This window comes from Roseovarius gahaiensis (genome assembly GCF_011601345.1).
GTDB lineage: Bacteria > Pseudomonadota > Alphaproteobacteria > Rhodobacterales > Rhodobacteraceae > Roseovarius > Roseovarius gahaiensis.
The window spans coordinates 18775-38492 of the sequence record NZ_JAAORB010000019.1 but is presented as its reverse complement, the minus strand read 5'-3'; the positions used below and the strand labels follow the sequence as shown (position 1 = coordinate 38492).

Sequence of the window (19718 nt, the reverse complement as noted above, 5' to 3'; positions counted from 1 at the left end):
CCTTAACTCCCTTCCCAGAACGGCGTCAGGTGGGTGGACAGAATATCATGAAATGTCCCGTTTTCGCGGATTTTTAGCAGCCCCTTGTTGAATGTGTCCAATATCTGCCCGGCCTGAGGGTGTGCTTTCGGCACAACCACATGCAGCGTTTCAACCGCGACCGGCATGTCAGACAGCGCGACGATCTTTCCCTCGGCCCCAGCTTGCCGCAGCGCGACGCGGCCTGAAAACTCATCCAGCGCCATCGCATCAGCCCTGCCATCCAGCACAAGTTGCACACAGTCGGCGGCTTGGTCGGGTTGCAGCAATGTCACCTGATCGTCGACAACCCACTGACGACCATTGCGATCCAGATCATGGGTCGGAAACCCGGCAGGGCGGCAAAGGCGTTTGCCCTGCATATCGTCAAGGCTGGTGATGGCTTTGCCCCGATCCGCCGCGACGAATAGAAGACTTAGCATTTCGAAAATCGGGTCGGAATACAAAAGCGATTGGCATTCGGGGCGTTGCAGACCCTGCTCACACGGGGGGTCTGGCCACGGAAACCCCATATCCATCAAGGCGTTCGACAAAAGCGGATCAAGATGCGCCTCGCGGTCCTCAATCCAGTGGATCGTGTGGCCCGTCTGCGGCGCGGCCTGTGTCAGCGCGGCGTCCACCACGGCGGCGATCAGCCCCCCATCGGGCAGATCACGGTCGGCAAACGGCGCAAAGCCGCTGGCCGTCAACACCTTCAAACCACCCTTGGCAGCCGCCTGCGCGTCTGAAACCTTGGGTTCCGTCAAAGCGTTGGGGCGGCCATCCATACAAGGCACGGTCAGCACCATCCCGGCGCGCATGGCATCCGGGCTGGCCCCGATGACATCCATATTTTCAGCGTGCAGACGCTCCCAAAGCGTGGGGTCGCCATACAGGCGGTCGGCGATCATCGACAGGCTTTCGCCGGGTTTTACACGATACGGCCCACCGCAGCTGTCCGCCTGCGCAACGACGCCAGCAAGCGCCACCAGACCCCATACAACCCCGAACACAACTTTACGCATCACTCACCCCCAAACCTTGGGATTAGGCGGATATTGTGGTTTTCGTCAAGGCAGAAGGCATATTTAGAGCCTCTTCCGCCCGACGCGCCACAGACCACAAAGCCTTAATTCGGACGTATCCGCGCCGCCAAACGCAGTGCATGACTGGGGTCCGAGGCCGCAGGCGGCATCACCGGATCATAGGCTGCGCGGATAAGGTCCGCGATGTCGGGGCGCAGAATCGTTGTTTGCTTTTCGGCTATATGCGCCAAGGGCGACGCAGTGCGGAACGCCGTGTCAGACCACAGCAAGATCGTTTGCACGATCTGCGACAGGGCCAGCGTTTCAGCAGGAACTGCGCTTAACTCTTTGTCCATCCGCAAGAAAACGAAACTGGCCTTGATCGCGCCGGCCTCATCAAAGCGAAAAATGCGGTATTGATTGGCGTCAGCGGCTTTCAGGCGGTCGACCAAGGGCACGAGATCCGGAACCAATCGGTCCATATCGGGCACTTGCGGTAACTCGTCCCAATCCTGAAAGAAAAAGAACATCAGGTTCACACCCAATTCGGGGTCGGTCTCGGCCATTTGATGCCCGGCCATCACCGCAACCGCCTCGACCGCGCCTTTGACGATACCCAGTGTTTGATCATCAACGCCAAAAACCACCGGGGCAATCGGGCGGCCCCAGCGGGCAAAGGCATACGATCCATCAGAACGCGTAAACAGCGCTTCGATCTGGCTGGCGGAAGGCGATGATGTCATTGCGGGCCTCTTTTGTTTCGCCGCCCATTTATCAAAACCGCTGACCACCGCAAACAGGCCGGGGATATTTTGTGCAGCGCAACAATGACCCTGCCGCCGTTTGCACAAATATCGAAAGGTCGTGCCGGGCTGTTACATCGCTGTGCATTCTGTCGTCTGAAGGTGTTACAAGGAATGTCAAAGACGGGCCAAGCGCCACGGCACAGAAAGGATCCACACGATGAAACTGATAAACCGGACCTTTGATGAACTTCAGCCCGGCGATACGGCGGAACTGGACCGGCTGATCACACTGGATGATCTGTATGCCTTTGCCGCTGCGTCGGGCAATTACAACCCGATGCACCTGCCCGCCGAGGATGGCGACGGCGACGGAACCGCCGAAAGCGTGGCGCCGGGCATGTTCGTGGGATCGCTGATTGCCACGGTGTTGGGCATGCGACTGCCGGGGCCGGGCACGCTGTATCGCCGGCAAACGCTGGATTTTCACGACCGCGCCCATGCGGGCGACGACCTGCGCTGCAAGGTCGAGGTGCTGGACAAGATGAGCGATCACGCAGTGCGCCTATCCACCGAGGTGCGGCGCGTCAGCGATGGCGCGTTGATCGTGTCGGGCTCGGCCGAGGTGCTGGCGCCCACCAAGCGGTTTGACCGCGACGATGTCGAAATGCCCGGGCTGGTGGTGCAGCGGCACCGCCATTTCGACGCCTTGCTGGACCGCGCCCATGCCCTGCCTGCCCTGCCCACGGCGGTGGTCGCGCCGGATGATCCAAATTCCTTGGCCGGGGCACTGCTGGCCGCGAAAGAGCATCTGATCACGCCGATCCTTGTGGGCCGCGCCCATGGTATTCGGGCCGCGGCCACCGAGGCCGGCGCGGATATTTCCGGGATCGAACTGGTCGACGTGCCCGGCGGTGACAAGCTGGCCGCCGCCATGGCGTGCCAGCTGGTGCATGAGGGGCGCGCGGCCGCGGTGATGAAAGGACATTTGCACACCGACGATCTGCTGGGGCCGATGCTGGACAAGATCAACGGCTTGCGGATCGGGCGACGGTTTACACATGTGTTTGTGATGGATGTGCCGGGCCAGCCCTATCCGATCATGGTGACCGATGCGGCCATCAACATCACACCCGATCTGCCAACCAAGGTGGATATCGTGCAAAACGCCATCGACCTTGCGCAATCCTTGGAGATCGAACCGCGCGTCGGCGTCCTGTCGGCGGTGGAAACGGTAAACCCCGCGATCCCGTCGTCACTGGATGCCGCCGCGCTGTCAAAGATGGCCGACCGGGGCCAGATCACCGGCGGTTTGGTGGACGGGCCGCTGGCGATGGACAACGCAGTTGATCTGGCAGCGGCCACCACCAAGGGGCTAACCGGCGGCGTGGCCGGGCGCGCCAATATCCTTGTGGTGCCGGGGCTGGACGCGGGCAATATGCTGGCCAAGCAACTGGCCTTCATGAGCCACGCCGAGGGCGCCGGTCTGGTGTTGGGCGCGCGGGTGCCGGTGATCTTGAATTCACGATCCGACAGCGCGGCGTCGCGGCTGGCCTCATGTGCGGTGGCGGCGCTGCATCACGCGGCGGGGGCGCATGGCGCGCCGTAACAAGAGGCAACGCGGGCCCTTGGACATATCGCGCAGAGTCAGACCGTTGCAGGCGCGTCCATATCAAGGATCAGGCGGTCACCGCGATATTGCCCGCGAATAAGCAAACCGGGCTGGCGCAGTTCGGGGTGATCATCGGCCCAATCGCGAAACCTGTCGTTTGAGACGATCCGCGCCTTTAAATCGCGCGCGGCGGTCAAAATGGTAGGATCGGCGGGATGGCCCTTGGACACAACCATGACCCTGTCACGCGGCAGATCGAGGATGTGGCCGAAGTCACGATCATTCAGAAACCGGCCCGCCAAAAGGTATCCGGCATTGGCGTCGAAAACCACGCCGGGGGTCAGGCCGCGGCGCTTCACCTCGGTCAGCACCTCGTGCAGGGTTTCAACGCGCGGGGTTTCATCCTTCCAATGCATGACGTTCGAACAGTCGAGGATCACCCAAGTCTCGGGCGCGTCTTGGCTTGGGCGGATGGCCTTGGAGCGCGGCGCAAACAGGGCCTTGAGCAGCAAGATCAAAGCGGCCAATGCGGACGGCCCAGCGATCAGCACGATATCCTGCGCATCCGGCAGGACAAGGCCCACCGCAATGGCCGCGCAAGACAGGACCAAAAGAAGCAAAGGAACAATCATGGGGTGCATTTATGTCTTTTTTTCTCGTTATGGAAGATCCACTCTAGCCCCTTTGAATGCTTTTGCGAGCGGCCCGCAAAGCAAGTAAAGGCCGAGCAATGACAGACTTGCCGCCGTCTGCACGGCAGGCCCAGAATGACAAAACGGTTTGGCCTGCAAAATCGGCACATGAGCAGGCACGGTTTCGATCACTTACCAAACAAGTCTGACTGACCTTTGGCTGGCGGCGGGGCAAGGCCCAGATGGTGCCAGCCACGTTGCGCCAGCATCCGGCCGCGCGGGGTGCGTTGGATCAGGCCTTGTTGCAGAAGGAAAGGTTCAATCACTTCTTCCAGCGCATCGCGGGATTCCGACAAAGCGGCACTGATGGTTTCAATGCCCACCGGACCGCCTTGATACGCTTCTGCGATCAGGCGCAGATAGCGCCGGTCGGCCCCGTCCAGCCCGATATTGTCCACGCCCAGACGGGTCAGCGCATTATCGGCCAGATCACGGGTGATCCGCCCGTCACCTTCGACGACGGCGAAATCAACCACACGGCGCAACAGACGACCGGCAATCCGCGGGGTGCCGCGCGACCGGCGGGCAATTTCGCGCGCGCCGTCGGCCTCGGCGGGCGCTTTCATCTTGATGGCATTGCGGGTGACGATCTGATGCAACTCATCCTCGGTGTAGAATTGCAGCCGGGTGGGAATACCGAACCGGTCACGCAGGGGCGTGGTCAACAGGCCCAGCCGGGTGGTCGCGCCGACAAGGGTGAAGGGCTGCAATTCGATCCGCACGGTGCGCGCGGCGGGGCCTTCGCCAATCACCAGATCCAGTTCGAAATCCTCAAGCGCGGGATACAGCACCTCTTCGACAACCGGGTTCAGGCGGTGAATTTCGTCGATGAACAACACATCATTGCGTTCAAGGTTGGTCAGGATCGCCGCCAGATCGCCTGCCTTGGCCAGAACCGGCCCTGAGGTCATGCGAAACCCAACCCCCAATTCGCGGGACATGATCTGCGCCAGCGTTGTCTTGCCCAAACCGGGCGGGCCGTGAAACAGGGTGTGGTCCATCGCCTCGCCGCGTTGACGGGCGGATTGGATAAACACCTTGAGGTTGGCGCGCGCCTCGGCCTGACCGATAAAATCGTCCAGCATCTGAGGGCGCAAGGCGCGGTCAGCATCTTCGGGCAGCGGATCGGGGCGCAATGTCGGGTCGGGCTGATCCATGGCTTATCCTTTGGGGGCCAAAAGCCGCAGCGCCGCGCGGATCAGGGCCGGAGTGTCGGCCTGTCCATCATCGCTGGCGGCCTGCGCCACGGCGCTTGCGGCGTCGCCCGGCGTATAGCCCAGATTGGTCAGCGCCGATAGCGCCTCGGCCTGTGCATCCGACCGGGGGGCCGGTGTGGCCGCCGGGGTTTGCGCAGGCGGCGTCGCCCGCTCGATCACATCGTCTTCGTCTTGCGCGGGCGCTGTGGCCGCTACGGCGGTGACACCCATGGCCATGACCTCGGGCACTTTGTCTTTCAATTCGTTGACCACGCGCTGCGCAGTTTTAGGGCCGATACCCTTGGCGGCCTTGACGGCGTTCCAATCGCCCAGCGCAATCGCGCGGCCCACACCCTCGGGGCCCAAAGCGCCAAGAATGGCCAGTGACGCCTTGGCCCCCACGCCCTGCACACTCAGCAACAGGCGGTGCCATTCCTTTTCCAGCAAGGTGGTAAACCCGAAAAGTTGCAGCAAATCCTCGCGCACCACCAGATCGGTATAAAGCGCCACATGTTCGCCCACCCCCGGCAGGGCCCTCAACGTTCTGTCCGAGCAATAGACCAGATAGCCCACACCGCGCACATCCAGCAAAACGTGATCGGCTGCGCGGTAATCAATGCGGCCTGCCAAACGCCCGATCATGCGCGCACCCTTTGGGCCAGCGTCGCGGGCATACGGGCATGATGGGCATGGCAGATCGCAATCGCCAGCGCATCAGCGGCATCGGGGCCTGCCAGGTCAACGCCCGGCAGTTGCACCCGCACCATGTGGGCGATCTGTTCTTTGGCGGCGTGACCGACGCCAACCACTGTTTTCTTGACCGAATTCGGCGCGTATTCGCCCACGGCCAAACCAAACTGAGCCGGCACCAACATAGCGATGCCCCGCGCCTGCCCCAGCTTCAGCGTTCCCGCCCCATCCTTGTTGACAAAGGTTTTTTCAACCGCAGCCGCTTGCGGTGCGAAGCGTTGGAAAATCGCTGTCAGCTGTTCGTGCAGCGACAACAGCCGCGCGCCCAATTCGCCGGTGTCGGAATGACAAATCCCGTTGGCCACGTGGCTCAGGCGGCTGCCCTCCACGTCGATCACGCCCCAGCCAAGGTTTCGCAACCCCGGATCAATCCCGATTACCCGCATCTGCCCCGCCTTACCGTTTGGTTTTGCTTTGGATCAGCATTAGCACGAAACGGGAACAAAGACCAAGCGCAATACGCAAAAGCAAGGGGTCTGCCCCGCCGCTTACGTCATGCGCGGTTTGCATAGGGACTATGCGGAAACGATAGCTTGTGGCAAACGCGCGCCCCGCCTACCTGAGCGTCAGACAACGTCTTCCCAAATTCCAAGCCGTAGAAGGAAAATTGTTATGGCTGCTATCGTCACATCCCGGCCGCATCTTGGCGGCCTTCGCAATGCTTTCGCGCAGATGATTGAAACTGTCCGCGCATGGAATGACATCCGCCGCACCCGTGCGGCCCTGTCGCAACTAACCGACCGCGAGTTGGAAGATATCGGCCTAAGCCGAGGTGACCTGCGTCACGTCTCGCGTATCATCTGACCGCACGGCACTCACCGCCGCTGCGACCTGTGAATGTAAAAGCCCTGCGCCGGGACCGTGGCGCAGGGCTTTTGAACCCGAGAGACATGGGTAAACGCGATATTATTTAAGATAGGGACGCAGGTATGATGCTGCTTTGACCGTCACCGGATCGGGCTGCATGACAAACGCTCCGGCTTGTTCAACCATGCTTCCCTGTTGCAGCGCGGTAATGCGATCCTGATAGGTATTCAGGCCCAGATGCGCCATGATCAGCGCCTTGAAGCCAACAAAGCCCAGCAGAACCAACGCAAATCCGCGCGGCGAAAAGGCCAAGCGGCGGCGTTTGGGCCGAAAGACAATCAACCCGTCCTTTGAGACCTGACCAACATACCCGTCACGCATGCGCGACCGCGATTTCGTGATACGCTTGAGGCGCTGATCGAATGTATCAAGTGTGTCAGTCATGATGATTTCCCAGTCTGTTCGCGTGGCGACCAAATTAAAGGAAGTTGTAAGCCGAAATTGTGGCAAAACTTAGGCAAGCGCCACAAATTTCCCTTAATTTTCGTTTTATTTCAGAGGTTTCGGCGCATCGTTGTCGTCGTCCAGTCACCAATCTCTTCGCGGTAAACGAGATTGTTTCCGGCTTGCGTATAAACCTCGATTACGTCGTCGGCTTGTTCGTTCAGCACACCAGAAAGAATCACCATGCCACCCGGCGCCAACCGGGCGGTCACCTCGGGACACAGGTCAATCAACGGCCCTTTGAGGATATTGGCAAAGATCAAATCGAACGGTGCCGCCGCCATGGTTGTGGGATGGTCAAGGCCCGTGGCCTCAAAGCAGGTCACGCGCCCCTCCAGCCCATTGGCGGCCACATTGGCGCGGGCCACATCCACCGCAACCTCGTCAATGTCGCTGGCCAGAATGGCGCTGCCCTGCCATGTGCGCGCCGCCGCCATCGCCAGAACGGCAGTGCCACAGCCCACGTCAATCACCGACCGCGCGACGAACCCGTCGGCAATCAAACGGTCCAACGCACGCAGGCAGCCTTGCGTGGTGCCGTGATGCCCGGTGCCAAAGGCCATCGCCGCCTCGATCAACAGCGGCTCGGCCCCGTCTGGCACCTTGTCGGCATCGTGGCTACCGTAAACGAAAAAGCGTCCCGCCGCGACCGGGACCAGTTCACGCCGCACCTTGGCGACCCAATCGGTTTCGGGCAGCTCGGAAACGGCAAAGGGTTTCGCCCCGTGCAATGTTGCCAAAAGGGCCAGCCCGGCCTGATCGGGGGCTTCGTCGAAATATCCACCTACCTCCCACAGGCCCGAGCCGTCCTCCATTTCGAAAATGCCAACCCCGGTTGGCTCGGGCTGAAGCGTTTCCAGATCGGCGGCAAGGGCTTCGGCGTTGTCTTTGACGGTCAGGGTGGTCAGGGCGGTAAAGGTCGGCATTGATGCGGTCCTTGTTGTTGGGATCACTCGGCCGGGGTGGGAATGGCCCGGCCCAATCGGGTTTCGTAGCCCGGTTCGGGGTGGCGCGGGATCAACAGCGCCAGAAGAAACGATATACACGCCATTGCAGCCGCCAACACAAACACCGCTGACGGCGAGACCAACCACAGGTAACCCAGAAGCGCCGGAAGGAACACCGCCGCGATATGATTGATTGTAAAGGCAACCGCAGCCGTCGGTGCAATATCGCCCGGATCGGCGATTTTCTGAAAATAGGTTTTCAGCGCCAGCGCAAGGGCAAAAAGCAGGTGATCGACCACATAAAGCACCGCCGCCAGCACCACGCCCCAACCGAACATATAAATCCCGCCATAGGCCAGAAACACCAGCGCCAGACCGGCATATTCAAACAGCAGCGTCGCGCGTTCACCATAGCGATGCACAGCGCGGCCCATCAACGGCGCACAAATCATGTTGGCCACAAGATTGATCAAGAACAGCGCCGTAACCTCGTGCACGGCAAAGCCGAATTTTTCGACCATCATGAAGCCTGCAAACACCACAAAGATCTGCCGCCGCGCGCCCGCCATGAATTGCAGCGCGTAATACAGCCAATAGCGGCGGCGCAGCACCATACGCTTGACCTGTGGGTTCGGGGCCTCGAACTGGGGATAGGCGAACATGCAAAACAGCGCGACCAGCGCCGTAAAACCGCCTGACAGCAGGTAGACGGTGTTGTAGCTCAGATCGTACGCCTCCCACGTCATGACGATCAGAACATAGGCCACCAGCGTCGCGCCTGATCCTGCGGCGATCAGCCAGCCCAGCACCTGTGGCGCGCGCAGCTTGTCGATCCATTGCAGTTGTAGCGATTGGTTGACCGTCTCGAAGTAGTGAAAGCCGATGGAACTGAGCATGGTAATCGTCAGGATGCCGCCCAGTGATGGAAACTGCGCCGTCAGCGCCGTGGCCACCCCCAACAGCACAAGCGAGACCAACCCCAACACCTGTTCGCGCATGAAAATGATAATCGCGATCACCCCAACCGCCAGAAAGCCCGGAACCTCGCGCACCGTATGCAACCAACCGATGTCAGAGCCGTCAAACGCTGCGGCCTCGATCACGAAATTATTCAGCAGCGCGGACCATGTGGCAAACGCCACCGGCATGGCCGCAGCCATCAGGAACAGCAGGGTGACAGGGCGTCGCCACAGCGGCAAATGCCGCGCCTCGGCCAAGGGGACAGGAGTGCTCATTGCGCTGGTTTACGCCGATCAAACAGGGTTGGTAAGAGGTATAGATCGTATTTGGTGGCAAAAATGGCGCGCACCCCGGATTGTGACAGCCATTTGCGCGGACACATGTTTGGCCTGATCTGGATCAAAGACATTCAAAACTCCGCATGCAATACTACGTGCCCAGATATCAAAGGACGCGCGACATGGATATTCTGACACTTGTGGAACGCATCGGCGAGGCCCCGGCCGCGGCGCTGTTAGGATTGCTGACCGGCGTGATTTTCGGAATCGCGGCGCAACGCTCGCGGTTTTGTCTGCGCGCGGCCACGGTGGAATTTGCCCGCGGCCAGATGGGCGACAAGGTCGCGGTTTGGCTGCTGACCTTTTCCACCGCCTTGGTCTGGGTGCAGGGCGCGCAATATCTGGGCCTGTTCCGGGCCGAGGATGCCCGCATCATGGCGGTGCCCGGCAGTTGGTCGGGGGCGGTCATCGGCGGGTTGCTGTTTGGCGTGGGCATGGTGCTGGCGCGGGGCTGTTCGGGCCGGTTGCTGGTGCTGGCGGCGACGGGCAACCTGCGTTCGGTCGTGTCCGGGCTTGTCTTTGCGGTTGTTGCGCAAATGAGCCTGTCAGGCTGGCTGGCACCGACGCGCGACACGCTCGCGGGCATGTGGATCACCTCGGGCGGGCAAAACATGGATTTGCTGGCTACGCTTGGCCTGCCGGACTTGTTCGGGCTGATGCTTGGCTTGGCCACAGCCGTTCTGGCGCTGGTCGTGGCGGCACGCAACAAGATCGGCGTCTGGCGCTTGATCTTTGCCTCGGGTGTGGGCTTTGCCGTTGCGGTTGGCTGGGTGTCGACCTACGCGCTGTCGCAGGTGGCGTTTGATCCGGTCCCGGTGGAAAGTGCCACCTTCACCGGCCCATCGGCCAGCACGCTGATGTTCTTCCTTGATAATACGGCCATTCTGGAATTCGACATCGGTCTGGTGCCGGGCGTGTTTTTAGGCTCGTTTCTGGCCTCGTGGCTGGCTGGTGAGTTCAAATTTCAGGGCTTTGAAGATGAGGCCAACATGCGCCGCGCCCTGACCGGGGCGGCCTTTATGGGGTTCGGCGGGATGTTGGCAGGCGGCTGCGCCATCGGCAACGGCGTGACCGGCGGGTCGGTGTTTGCAGGCACAGCTTGGCTGGCCCTCTTGTGCATGTGGATCGGGGCAATGGTCACCGATGTCCTTGTCGATCAGCGCGGCGTGCGCCAACCGGCCTGATCGGGCGTTCAATAAAAACTTTGCGGGTCGATATCCACGGCAAGGCGCAGGTTGGCGGGCGGTTTCAACTGGCCCACCCATTGCGCCACCGCCCCTTGCAGCGCCACGCCTTTGGGCGCCTTGACCAAAAGGCGCACGCGGTGCCGCCCGCGAACCCGCGCAATCGGCGCAGGCGCGGGGCCGAACACCTGCGCCCCGACCGCACGAACAGGCGCATCGCGGCGGGCCAGTTCGGTGGCGAAATCAAACACCTCCTGCGCGTCGGGCGACGACAGGATGATGCCTGCCATGCGCCCAAACGGCGGCACACCGGCCTGCCGCCGTTCATCCGCTTCGGCCCGCCAAAAGCCTTCTTCGTCGCCCGACAGGATCGCCCGGATCACCGGGTGTTCGGGCTGAAACGTCTGCAACAAAGCGGTGCCGGGTTTATCGCTGCGCCCGGCGCGGCCCGCCACCTGCCGCATCAATTGAAAAGTGCGTTCCGCCGCGCGTAGGTCCGAGCCCTGAAGCCCCAGATCGGCGTCGATCACGCCCACCAGCGTCAGGCGGTGAAAATTGTGCCCCTTGGCCACAAGCTGCGTGCCGATGACAAGATCGGTGTCGCCCTCGGCAATCTGGGCGATCTGCTCTTTCAAAGCACGGGCCGAGCCGAACAGATCGGAACTGAGCGTGGCGATTTTCGCCTGCGGAAAAAGCGCCTGCGCCTCTTCGGTCAGGCGTTCGACACCGGGGCCAACAGCAGCAAGGCGATCTTCGGCCTGACAAGAGGGGCAGACCGAGGGGATCGGTTTCGTCTCGCCGCATTGGTGACAGACAAGACGTTTCTGAAAGCGGTGTTCGACCATGCGCGCGTCGCAGTGATCACAGCCGATCTGATGCCCGCAGGCGCGACACAGCGTGACAGGGGCATAGCCGCGGCGATTGATGAACAACAGGGCCTGTTCGCCCTTGTCGATCCGGGCATTCACCGCTGATTGAAGGCTGGGCGATATCCAGCGGCTGGCGGGCAGGGTTTCGGCGCGCATGTCGATGGCGCGCATTTCGGGCATCACCGCCGCACCAAAGCGCGCGGTCAGGTCTAGCCGGGTGTATTTGCCCGCCTGCGCATTGGCCCAGCTTTCCAGCGATGGCGTGGCCGAGGCCAGCACCACCTGCGCGCCGCAGATGCTGGCGCGCAACACAGCCATATCGCGCGCGTTATAAAGCACCCCGTCCTCTTGCTTGTAAGACGTGTCGTGTTCTTCATCCACGACGATCAGGCCAAGGTTCTGAAACGGCAAGAACAGGGCCGAGCGTGCGCCGACGACCACTTGGCACCCGCCCTGCCCCACCATTTTCCACGCGCGGCGGCGTTCGGTCATCGTCACGCCCGAATGCCATTCGGCGGGGCGGGCACCAAACCGCGCCTCGATCCGTGTCAGAAATTCCGAAGTCAGCGCGATTTCGGGCAACAGGACCAGCGCCTGTCGCCGCTGGCGCAGGGTGTTGGCCACGGCCTCAAGATACACTTCGGTCTTGCCCGATCCGGTGACACCGCGCAGCAAAGTGGTGCCATAGCCACCACCGCAAATGCCAGACCTCAGGCTCTCGGCGGCGGTGGCCTGATCTTCGGTCAGCGCCTTTCCGGGGCGGTCGGGGGCAAGCGGCGAATAGGGCAGATCGCGCGGGCAGTCCTCTTCCACCACCGCGCCATGCTTGACCAGCCCCTTGATAACCGACGCGGTCACACCGGCCTGTTCGGCCAGTTCCTTTAGCGTGAAAGCCAGCCCACCGAACTCTTCCAAAACCTCCAGCACGCGGCGGCGCGCATCGGTCATCCGATCGGGCGCGCCCTGCCCCAGACGATAGATTTTCTGCATCGAGGGCGGATTTGTCAGCCCCGGCGCGCGGGTGGCCAGCCGCAGCATTGCCGGCATCGGCGTCAGCGTGTAATCGGCGGCGCGCTGCAAAAAATCTTGCATCTCGGCACGCATCGGCGCGACATCCAGCACCCGGATCACCTGCCGGATTTTCGAGCGGTCGAAATCGCCGCGCCCCGGCCCCCAGACCACGCCGATCACCTTTCGCGGGCCAAGCGGCACCTCGACAAACGCACCACTATGGCAGCCACCTTCGGGCGCGCGGTAATCCAGCAGCCGATCCAGCGGTTGCGTGGTCATCACGCCTACAAGCTCGTCTTCGACGAAAAAGTCCTTGGCGGGTGGCGGCACTTGGATTGCTCCATGTCAGGGGTTTCGGCAGCTCAGTCTATGAGGTAAAGCCGGGGATGAAAAACCCCAACCCGCATCAAGGGACCGCCATTATGAAATTCTTTGTTGATACCGCCGACGTCGAGGCCATTGCCGAGTTGAACGAACTGGGCATGGTGGATGGCGTTACCACCAACCCGTCGCTGATTTTGAAATCAGGCCGCGACATTCTGGAAGTGACCCGCGAAATCGCCGAGATGGTCGATGGCCCGGTCAGCGCCGAGGTTGTCGCGCTTGAGGCCGACGCGATGATCGAAGAGGGCCGCAAGCTGGCCAAGATCGCCGAAAACATCGCCGTCAAGGTGCCGCTGACATGGGATGGCCTGAAGGCCTGCAAGGTCTTGTCGGACGAAGGCAACATGGTGAACGTGACGTTGTGTTTCTCGGCCAATCAGGCGCTTTTGGCGGCCAAGGCCGGCGCCACGTTCGTCAGCCCCTTTGTCGGGCGTCTGGATGACATCAATCTGGACGGGATGGAACTGATCGCCGATATCCGCCAGATCTATGACAACTACGCGTTTGACACGGAAATCCTGACGGCGTCGGTTCGCACCGTGAACCACGCGTTTCAGGCGGCCCAGATCGGATCGGATGTGATGACGGCTCCGCCGGCCGTGATCAAGCAGATGGCCAACCACCCTTTGACCGACAAAGGGCTTGAGACGTTCATGAAGGATTGGGAAAAAACCGGGCAGAAAATTCTGTAACCCATGCTATAAAGTCTGAAAACAAGACCGAGGCCGGTGATGAGCAGCAAGCCCGACATGGACGAGTCCCTGCGCGAGAAGATCATCTCGCAACCTGATGTTATTTTGGAAGATCAGGATCTTATGCGCGCGCTGATCGCCGCGAACGAGCGCGCCATGGGCGGCAACATCGTGGATTTGCGCGGTGTTGCCATGGAGCGGCTTGAGGCGCGGCTGGACCGTCTGGAAGACACTCACCGCTCGGTGATCGCCGCCGCCTATGAAAATCTTGCAGGCACCAATCAGGTGCATCGCGCGATTTTGCGGATGCTGGACCCGGTCGAGTTTGAGCACTTCCTGCGCGACCTTGGAACAGACGTGGCACAAACCCTGCGCGTGGACAGCATGAAACTGGTGCTGGAATCCGTGCAGGACAAGGCCGATCCGACGATCAAAACGTTGGGGGACGTGTTGTCGGTGGCCGAACCGGGCTTTATCGCCGAGTATCTGGCAGACGGGCGCAACGCCGCGCCACGGCAGGTGACCTTGCGGCAAATCCACGAAGGTGACGCGCGGATTTACGGCCAACAGGCCGAGTTCATCCGCTCGGAGGCCTGCCTGCTTTTGGATTTCGGCGCCGGTCGCCTGCCCGGTATGCTGGCCATGGGCGCCGAAGACCCGCACCAGTTTTCGCCGCAGCAAGGCACCGATTTGCTTGCCTTCTTTGCGGGTGTCTTCGAACGGGCCATGCGCCGCTGGCTGTCATGATCAGCCCTGCCGCCCGCGATGCGTTGCAGGGGTGGCTGGACGCACAGAAAGCGCTGAAAGGCGCGTCTGACAACACGCTAGAGGCCTATGGCCGCGACGTGGCCGGATTTTTGGCGTTCATCACGCAGCACAACGCCGAGGCGCAAGGCATCGCCGCATTGGCACGCGTCGGTGTCAGCGACATGCGGGCGTGGATGGCCTTTACCCGCGGCGAGGATGTCGGCGCGCGGTCGCTGGCGCGGAAATTGTCAGCCGTGAAAAGTTTCTACCGCTGGCTGTCCGAGCGCGAAGGCTTTGACGCGACCGCCGTTTTATCGGCGCGTGCGCCGAAATTTCAGCGCAAACTGCCGCGCCCCTTGGCCCCGGATGCGGCGCAAAATTTGATTGATACCCTCGACATGCAAAGCGAAACCCCATGGGTCGCGGCACGCGATCAGGCGGTGGTGACGCTGCTGTATGGCTGCGGTCTGCGGATATCCGAGGCGCTTGGCCTGACGGCGGATGTGCTGCCGATGGGCGATGTCCTGCGCATCACCGGCAAGGGCGGCAAAGAACGTATTGTGCCGGTCATCGCACCGGCCCGGCAGGCGGTCGCGCGCTATGTGGATTTGTGCCCGCATGACCTATCGGGCAATAGCCCCTTGTTTCGCGGGGTGCGTGGCGGGGTTCTTAGCCCACGGGCGGTGCAAAAGGTCACACAGGCCGCGCGCGCGCAACTGGGCCTACCTGCCAGCGCCACACCACATGCGATGCGGCACAGCTTTGCCACACATCTATTGAACGCGGGTGGCGACTTGCGCGCCATTCAAGAACTGTTAGGCCATGCCTCGCTGTCGACGACGCAGGCTTATACCGCCGTTGACACCGCACGCCTGATGGAAATCTACCGCAACACCCACCCCAAAGGCCGATAAGCCTGTGCATTGCGTCGATAAGAGGTTGAAATGGAAACTAAATTCAAAGCCTTATTGGTTCACTGGCTGACAGCGACAGGCGCGGTGTTCGCCATGCTGGCGATGCTGGCCGCTGTCGACGAAAAATGGGACTTGATGTTCCTATGGCTGGTGGTGGCCTTTGCCGTCGATGGCATCGACGGGCCATTGGCGCGCCGGTATCTGGTGTGGAAGAACGCGCCACGCTTTGACGGGGTTCTGCTGGATCTGATCATCGACTACCTGACTTATGTGTTCATTCCCGCCTTTGCATTGTTTCGCTCCGATCTGCTGCCGGGATGGACAGGATGGGTGGCGATTATCGTAATCACCTATGCCAGCGCGTTGTATTTTGCCGATACAGGCATGAAAACCAAAGATAAATCATTCGCAGGCTTTCCCGGATGCTGGAACATGCTGGTGCTGGTTCTGTTCGCGGTCAAGCCATCGACATGGATCATACTGGTGCTGGTGGTGCTGGTGGCGGTGGCGATGTTCCTGCCGCTCAAGTTCATTCACCCGGTGCGCACCAAACGCTGGCGGGTGATTTCCTTGCCGATGGCGTTTGGCTGGACATTCTTTGCCGGATGGGCCGCGTGGGTGGATTTCCACCCCGAAAGCTGGGCGCATTGGGGGCTGGTGATCACCAGTGTCTACCTGTTGTTCGCGGGCATCGCCCAACAACTGATCCCGCAGCGCGCAGCGCGTTGAGGCTTGCGCGCCCAAGGGTATCGGGGCCGCCTGTGACGGCCCCCTGTGCGCTTAGCGCATCAACACCACGGGCACTTTGCACGAGCGGATCATCTCGGTCGTGGTCGAGCCGATCAGAAGCGACCGAACCCGGCTGTGCCCATAGGCCCCCATCACCAACAGATCATAGCCCTGATCTTGGGTCAGGGCCGACAACACCTTTTCCGGCTCGCCGCTGCGCATCAGGGTTTCAACCGTATAACCGCCCGCGTTCAGCGTGGAGGCAGCATCGTCCAGCGCCTTGCGCGTGGCGTCGGTTTCTGTGCCGGCAAACACCAACGTCACATGCAGGCCCGCAAACAGTGGGCTGCGGGCCATGTAATCCACCGCCTTCAGCGCCGAGGCCCCACCATCGAAAGCCACCAGAACCTTTTCGGGCGTCTTGAAGGCACGGTTGGCAACGAAAACCGGCTTGTGGCTGGCGCGCACGATCCGTTCAAGGTTCGAGCCCAGATGCTCGGATGCAAGGCCAGCCGCTTCGCCACGTTTGCCGATCACGATCATGTCGCCGTTGTCTTCCTTGGCGGTGACGGTTTCGACCAGATCGCCCTGACGCAAACGGGTTTCAACGACGATGTCGCCATCGGCCTGAATGATCGCCTGCGCATCTTCCAGAATGGCGCGGCCATGTTCATGGGCCAGCTTGGCGCGCTCGGCGTCCAGTTCGGACAGTTGTTCCAACAGACGGGTACGCGCACCAAGGCGGATCGCGCCTGACAGGTCTTGCTTGTCAGTGGCATCGCGACGGCCCATCACGTGATACAGTTTGACCTTCCAGCCCACTTTGCCCGCAATCCACGCTGCATGGTGGCAGACACTTTCCGAATAGGCGGACCCGTCAACAAGGGCGATCAGTGTATTGGTTGTCATTATCCGGCGCTCCTTTAGTGGCCCATCAATTTATCCATCGCGCCCGGCTTGTCATGAACGGCAAGCTGATCAACGATGGTTTCCGAGGCTTCGTTCATTCCGATCAACTCCACCTCGGCCCCTTCGCGGCGGAATTTGAGCACGGCCATGTCCACCGCCGCAACCGAGGAAATATCCCAGATATGCGCGCGGCTCAGATCAAGCGTCACCTTGTCCGGCGCTTCCTTGAAATCGAAGGCTTTCATGAAATCCTCGGACGAGGCAAAGAAAAGCTGCCCTTCGACGTGATAGGTGCGGTGCGTGCCGTCTGGCGTGATCTCGGACCGGACGCGGAACAGTTGGGCGATTTTCCATGCAAAGAAGATGCCCGACAGCAGCACGCCCACCAAAACACCAATGGCAAGGTTGTGGGTGTAAATCACGAAAAACACCGTTGCCAGCATCACGATCGAGGACGAGCGCGGATGATCGCGCAGGTTTTTAATCGACGACCAAGAAAACGTGCCGATCGAGACCATGATCATGATCGCCACCAGCGCGGCCATGGGGATGATGCCCACGATATCGCCAAGGCCAACCACCATGATCAGCAAAAAGACCCCGGCGGTAAAGCTGGACAGCCGCCCACGCCCGCCGGATTTCACGTTGATGATCGACTGGCCGATCATCGCGCAGCCCGCCATGCCGCCGATAAAGCCGGTCGCGGTGTTGGCAAGGCCCTGCCCAATGCATTCTTGGTTGCGGTCGCTGGTGGTGTCGGTCAGGTCATCAACGATTTGTTGGGTCATCAGGCTTTCCAACAGGCCCACCACGGCCACGGCAATGGAATAGGGCAAGATGATTTGCAGGGTTTCAAAGGTCAGCGGTATATCGGGGATCAGGAACACCGGCAGGGTGTCGGGCAGATCGCCCATGTCACCCACGGTGCGCACATCCCAGCCCATGACCACGACCAGCCCGGTCAGCACGATGATCGTCACCAAAGGCGACGGGATCGCGGTGGTGATCCGGGGAAACAGGTAGATGATCGCCAGCCCGCCCGCGACCAAAGCAAAGGTCAGCGGCGGCACCTTTGACGGGTCAAGCTCGGGCAGCTGCGCCATGAAAATCAGGATGGCCAGCGCGTTAACAAAGCCGGTCATCACCGATTTCGAGACAAACCGCATGACATATCCCAGCCGCAGGAAGCCCGCGCCGATTTGCAAAAGCCCCGCCAGAACCGTGGCGGCCAGCAGGTATTCCAGCCCGTGATCCTTGACCAACGTGATCATCAGAACGGCGGTGGCGGCCGTGGCCGCCGAGATCATACCGGGCCGCCCGCCAGTGATGGCTGTGATCACGGCAATCGAAAAGCTGGCATAAAGCCCAACCTTGGGATCAACGCCCGCGATGATGGAAAAGGCAATCGCTTCGGGGATCAGGGCAAGGGCAACAACAAGACCCGAAAGAAGGTCACCGCGAATGTTGGAGGTCCAATCGCGGCGGTAGGCATACAAAGACATCATGGTGAAAAGCGTTTCCTATGGCCGTCCCCGGTGGGGCGGTCTGTGGCATGGCGCGGTGGCGCGCTGTGTGTCAGGTTATCCGGCGGATCGGCGGCCGGAAGAGCCAGCCGGGGATCGCCCCCGGCTCCATGTTCGCTGCGGCGCAACATACAAGCGCGCGCGCAAAGCGCAACCGCTTGGTGTCACGGGGCATGAACCGACGTGTCACAAATGCCGCGCTGCAGCTTATTCGACGTTGAGAAGCACCGCCTCGACCCGGCGGTTGGCCTCGCGACCCGCAGCCGATAAGTTTGAGACGACAGGGGCCAGATAGCCGATGCCTTGGGCGTCCATCTGGGCGCGGGACACGTCGTAACGGGTGGCCAGCCGCTCCAGCACAGCCGCCGCGCGGCGCTTTGACAGGGCGATGTTGTTGTCCAGCCCACCGACCGAATCGGTGTGCCCGACCAAAGCGATACGACGCGACGAATCGGCCCGCAAAAAGCGGGCCAACGCGTCAAGCGAGGCGTAATCGGCCTGAGACAATTCAGACGCCCCGGTTTTGAAATCCAGATCAGAAAGAGCGATGTGGCCATCACGGGTCAGACGCGTTGCGAATGCATCCAATTCGGTCGGGGCGACTGGTAAGGAGGGGCGTGCAGCGGTGTTACCATTATCCGACGTCACGGACCCGTCGGCGGCGGTGCCCCCCACCTGCAGGATTTGCACATAGCCCGTGCTGCCCGCGCGCGACACCAAGACCGATACATAATCCGCCGTGCCGTTTTGCGTGGCCTTACGGGCCGACAAAAAGCGATAGTCGAACAAATCAACAAACATGTCGGGCGCGGCCATGACGCGGGTGTTGAAGCGAAAATCAAACCCGCCACAGGCGCGCGCGGCGCATTCGAACAAGAGGTGGAAGCCCTGCGCAACCAACTGATCGCGCAGCGGGTTGAACAGCTGCGCTGTGGTCAGTTCCTGCGCTTCTGTACGCCAAGCCTGTTGGATGATCCGCCCCTCGACGCGCAGGCTGCGCAAGGCCCCGTCGGCAAACGGGCCGACCGGCAGGCGGTAGGTTCCGATATCCTCGGTGATTTCGCGGGTCATCTCGGCGCTGCCCGGAATCGACAGATCAAGCGCGCGGGCCGCCACAGGGGCCAGCGTAGCAAGGCAAACGATCAGGACAAGCCGGGCCAACAC

The 19718-nt window shown here is 61.3% G+C and carries 20 protein-coding genes and 1 other annotated feature; of the genes, 7 read left to right on the top strand and 13 right to left on the bottom strand.

What is annotated here, in order from left to right:
- Window positions 1-2: 2 nt before the first annotated feature.
- Together HAT86_RS10385 and HAT86_RS10380 are read right to left on the bottom strand one after the other, a co-directional pair.
- Window positions 3-1043 carry a transporter substrate-binding domain-containing protein gene (locus HAT86_RS10385; protein ID WP_167196924.1) on the bottom strand — a complete coding sequence of 347 codons (1041 nt, stop codon included), beginning with the start codon at window positions 1041-1043 and terminating at the stop codon, window positions 3-5.
- Window positions 1044-1147: 104 nt separating this feature from the next.
- Window positions 1148-1786, bottom strand: coding sequence for a hypothetical protein (locus tag HAT86_RS10380; RefSeq protein WP_167196921.1), 639 nt, complete (start codon window positions 1784-1786; stop codon window positions 1148-1150).
- 220 nt (window positions 1787-2006) lie between these two features.
- Between HAT86_RS10380 and HAT86_RS10375 the strand changes: the two genes are divergently transcribed.
- Window positions 2007-3395: a bifunctional enoyl-CoA hydratase/phosphate acetyltransferase gene (locus HAT86_RS10375; RefSeq protein ID WP_167196918.1), complete on the top strand. Its 1389-nt coding sequence runs from the start codon at window positions 2007-2009 to the stop codon at window positions 3393-3395.
- Window positions 3396-3433: 38 nt separating this feature from the next.
- Here the strand turns inward: HAT86_RS10375 and HAT86_RS10370 are convergent, their stop codons facing one another.
- The 4 genes from HAT86_RS10370 to ruvC form a co-directional block, all read right to left on the bottom strand.
- Complete coding sequence (locus tag HAT86_RS10370; RefSeq protein WP_167196915.1) at window positions 3434-4030, bottom strand: NYN domain-containing protein; 597 nt, start codon at window positions 4028-4030, stop codon at window positions 3434-3436.
- A 188-nt stretch (window positions 4031-4218) separates the two neighbouring features.
- The gene (gene ruvB, locus HAT86_RS10365; RefSeq protein ID WP_167196911.1) at window positions 4219-5247 is read right to left on the bottom strand and encodes a Holliday junction branch migration DNA helicase RuvB; all 1029 of its coding nucleotides are present in this window, start codon (window positions 5245-5247) and stop codon (window positions 4219-4221) included.
- 3 nt (window positions 5248-5250) lie between these two features.
- A complete protein-coding gene (gene ruvA / locus HAT86_RS10360) occupies window positions 5251-5928 on the bottom strand; it encodes a Holliday junction branch migration protein RuvA (RefSeq protein ID WP_167196908.1) in 678 nt (225 codons plus the stop codon).
- Complete coding sequence (ruvC, locus tag HAT86_RS10355; RefSeq protein WP_167196904.1) at window positions 5925-6422, bottom strand: crossover junction endodeoxyribonuclease RuvC; 498 nt, start codon at window positions 6420-6422, stop codon at window positions 5925-5927. Before ruvC ends, ruvA begins: the two co-directional genes overlap by 4 nt.
- A gap of 226 nt (window positions 6423-6648) precedes the next feature.
- Here ruvC and HAT86_RS10350 point away from each other — a divergent pair, with 226 nt between their 5' ends.
- Complete coding sequence (locus tag HAT86_RS10350) at window positions 6649-6840, top strand: DUF1127 domain-containing protein (RefSeq protein WP_167196901.1); 192 nt, start codon at window positions 6649-6651, stop codon at window positions 6838-6840.
- Window positions 6841-6942: 102 nt separating this feature from the next.
- Here the strand turns inward: HAT86_RS10350 and HAT86_RS10345 are convergent, their stop codons facing one another.
- The 3 genes from HAT86_RS10345 to HAT86_RS10335 all read right to left on the bottom strand — a co-directional run bounded on the left by HAT86_RS10345 (window position 6943) and on the right by HAT86_RS10335 (window position 9529).
- On the bottom strand, window positions 6943-7287 hold the full coding sequence (locus tag HAT86_RS10345; protein WP_167196898.1) for a hypothetical protein: 345 nt from the start codon (window positions 7285-7287) through the stop codon (window positions 6943-6945).
- Between the two features lie 110 nt (window positions 7288-7397).
- Window positions 7398-8273: a 50S ribosomal protein L11 methyltransferase gene (locus HAT86_RS10340; protein ID WP_167196895.1), complete on the bottom strand. Its 876-nt coding sequence runs from the start codon at window positions 8271-8273 to the stop codon at window positions 7398-7400.
- Window positions 8274-8296: 23 nt separating this feature from the next.
- On the bottom strand, window positions 8297-9529 hold the full coding sequence (locus HAT86_RS10335; RefSeq protein WP_167196893.1) for an MFS transporter: 1233 nt from the start codon (window positions 9527-9529) through the stop codon (window positions 8297-8299).
- 185 nt (window positions 9530-9714) lie between these two features.
- On the opposite strand from HAT86_RS10335, the gene HAT86_RS10330 reads away from it, so the two are divergent.
- Window positions 9715-10776 (top strand): YeeE/YedE family protein, encoded by a 1062-nt coding sequence (locus HAT86_RS10330; RefSeq protein ID WP_167196891.1) that lies wholly within the window; start codon window positions 9715-9717, stop codon window positions 10774-10776.
- An 8-nt stretch (window positions 10777-10784) separates the two neighbouring features.
- On the opposite strand, the gene HAT86_RS10325 is transcribed toward HAT86_RS10330, so the two are convergent.
- Entirely contained in the window at window positions 10785-12986 is a 2202-nt protein-coding gene (locus HAT86_RS10325) for a primosomal protein N' (RefSeq protein WP_331272533.1), read from the bottom strand.
- Window positions 12987-13078: 92 nt separating this feature from the next.
- Here HAT86_RS10325 and fsa point away from each other — a divergent pair, with 92 nt between their 5' ends.
- Genes fsa through HAT86_RS10305 form a run of 4 tightly spaced genes read left to right on the top strand, consistent with a single transcriptional unit; the run spans window position 13079 to window position 16122 of the window.
- Complete coding sequence (gene fsa, locus HAT86_RS10320) at window positions 13079-13732, top strand: fructose-6-phosphate aldolase (protein WP_167196889.1); 654 nt, start codon at window positions 13079-13081, stop codon at window positions 13730-13732.
- A gap of 39 nt (window positions 13733-13771) precedes the next feature.
- Window positions 13772-14479, top strand: a complete 708-nt coding sequence (locus HAT86_RS10315) for a DUF484 family protein (protein ID WP_167196887.1) — start codon at window positions 13772-13774, stop codon at window positions 14477-14479.
- Window positions 14476-15393, top strand: coding sequence for a tyrosine recombinase XerC (locus tag HAT86_RS10310; RefSeq protein WP_167196885.1), 918 nt, complete (start codon window positions 14476-14478; stop codon window positions 15391-15393). Before HAT86_RS10315 ends, HAT86_RS10310 begins: the two co-directional genes overlap by 4 nt.
- Before the next feature lie 30 nt (window positions 15394-15423).
- Window positions 15424-16122 carry a CDP-alcohol phosphatidyltransferase family protein gene (locus tag HAT86_RS10305; RefSeq protein ID WP_167196882.1) on the top strand — a complete coding sequence of 233 codons (699 nt, stop codon included), beginning with the start codon at window positions 15424-15426 and terminating at the stop codon, window positions 16120-16122.
- A gap of 51 nt (window positions 16123-16173) precedes the next feature.
- On the opposite strand, the gene HAT86_RS10300 is transcribed toward HAT86_RS10305, so the two are convergent.
- The 3 genes from HAT86_RS10300 to HAT86_RS10290 form a co-directional block, all read right to left on the bottom strand.
- The gene (locus tag HAT86_RS10300; protein WP_167196879.1) at window positions 16174-17031 is read right to left on the bottom strand and encodes a universal stress protein; all 858 of its coding nucleotides are present in this window, start codon (window positions 17029-17031) and stop codon (window positions 16174-16176) included.
- A gap of 14 nt (window positions 17032-17045) precedes the next feature.
- Window positions 17046-18536 carry a SulP family inorganic anion transporter gene (locus tag HAT86_RS10295; protein ID WP_167196877.1) on the bottom strand — a complete coding sequence of 497 codons (1491 nt, stop codon included), beginning with the start codon at window positions 18534-18536 and terminating at the stop codon, window positions 17046-17048.
- Between the two features lie 73 nt (window positions 18537-18609).
- Window positions 18610-18667, bottom strand: a sequence feature (sul1 is cis-regulatory element that is thought to sense ions involved in sulfur or methionine metabolism; They are found in Alphaproteobacteria).
- 94 nt (window positions 18668-18761) lie between these two features.
- Window positions 18762-19718: an OmpA family protein gene (locus HAT86_RS10290; RefSeq protein WP_408015018.1), complete on the bottom strand. Its 957-nt coding sequence runs from the start codon at window positions 19716-19718 to the stop codon at window positions 18762-18764.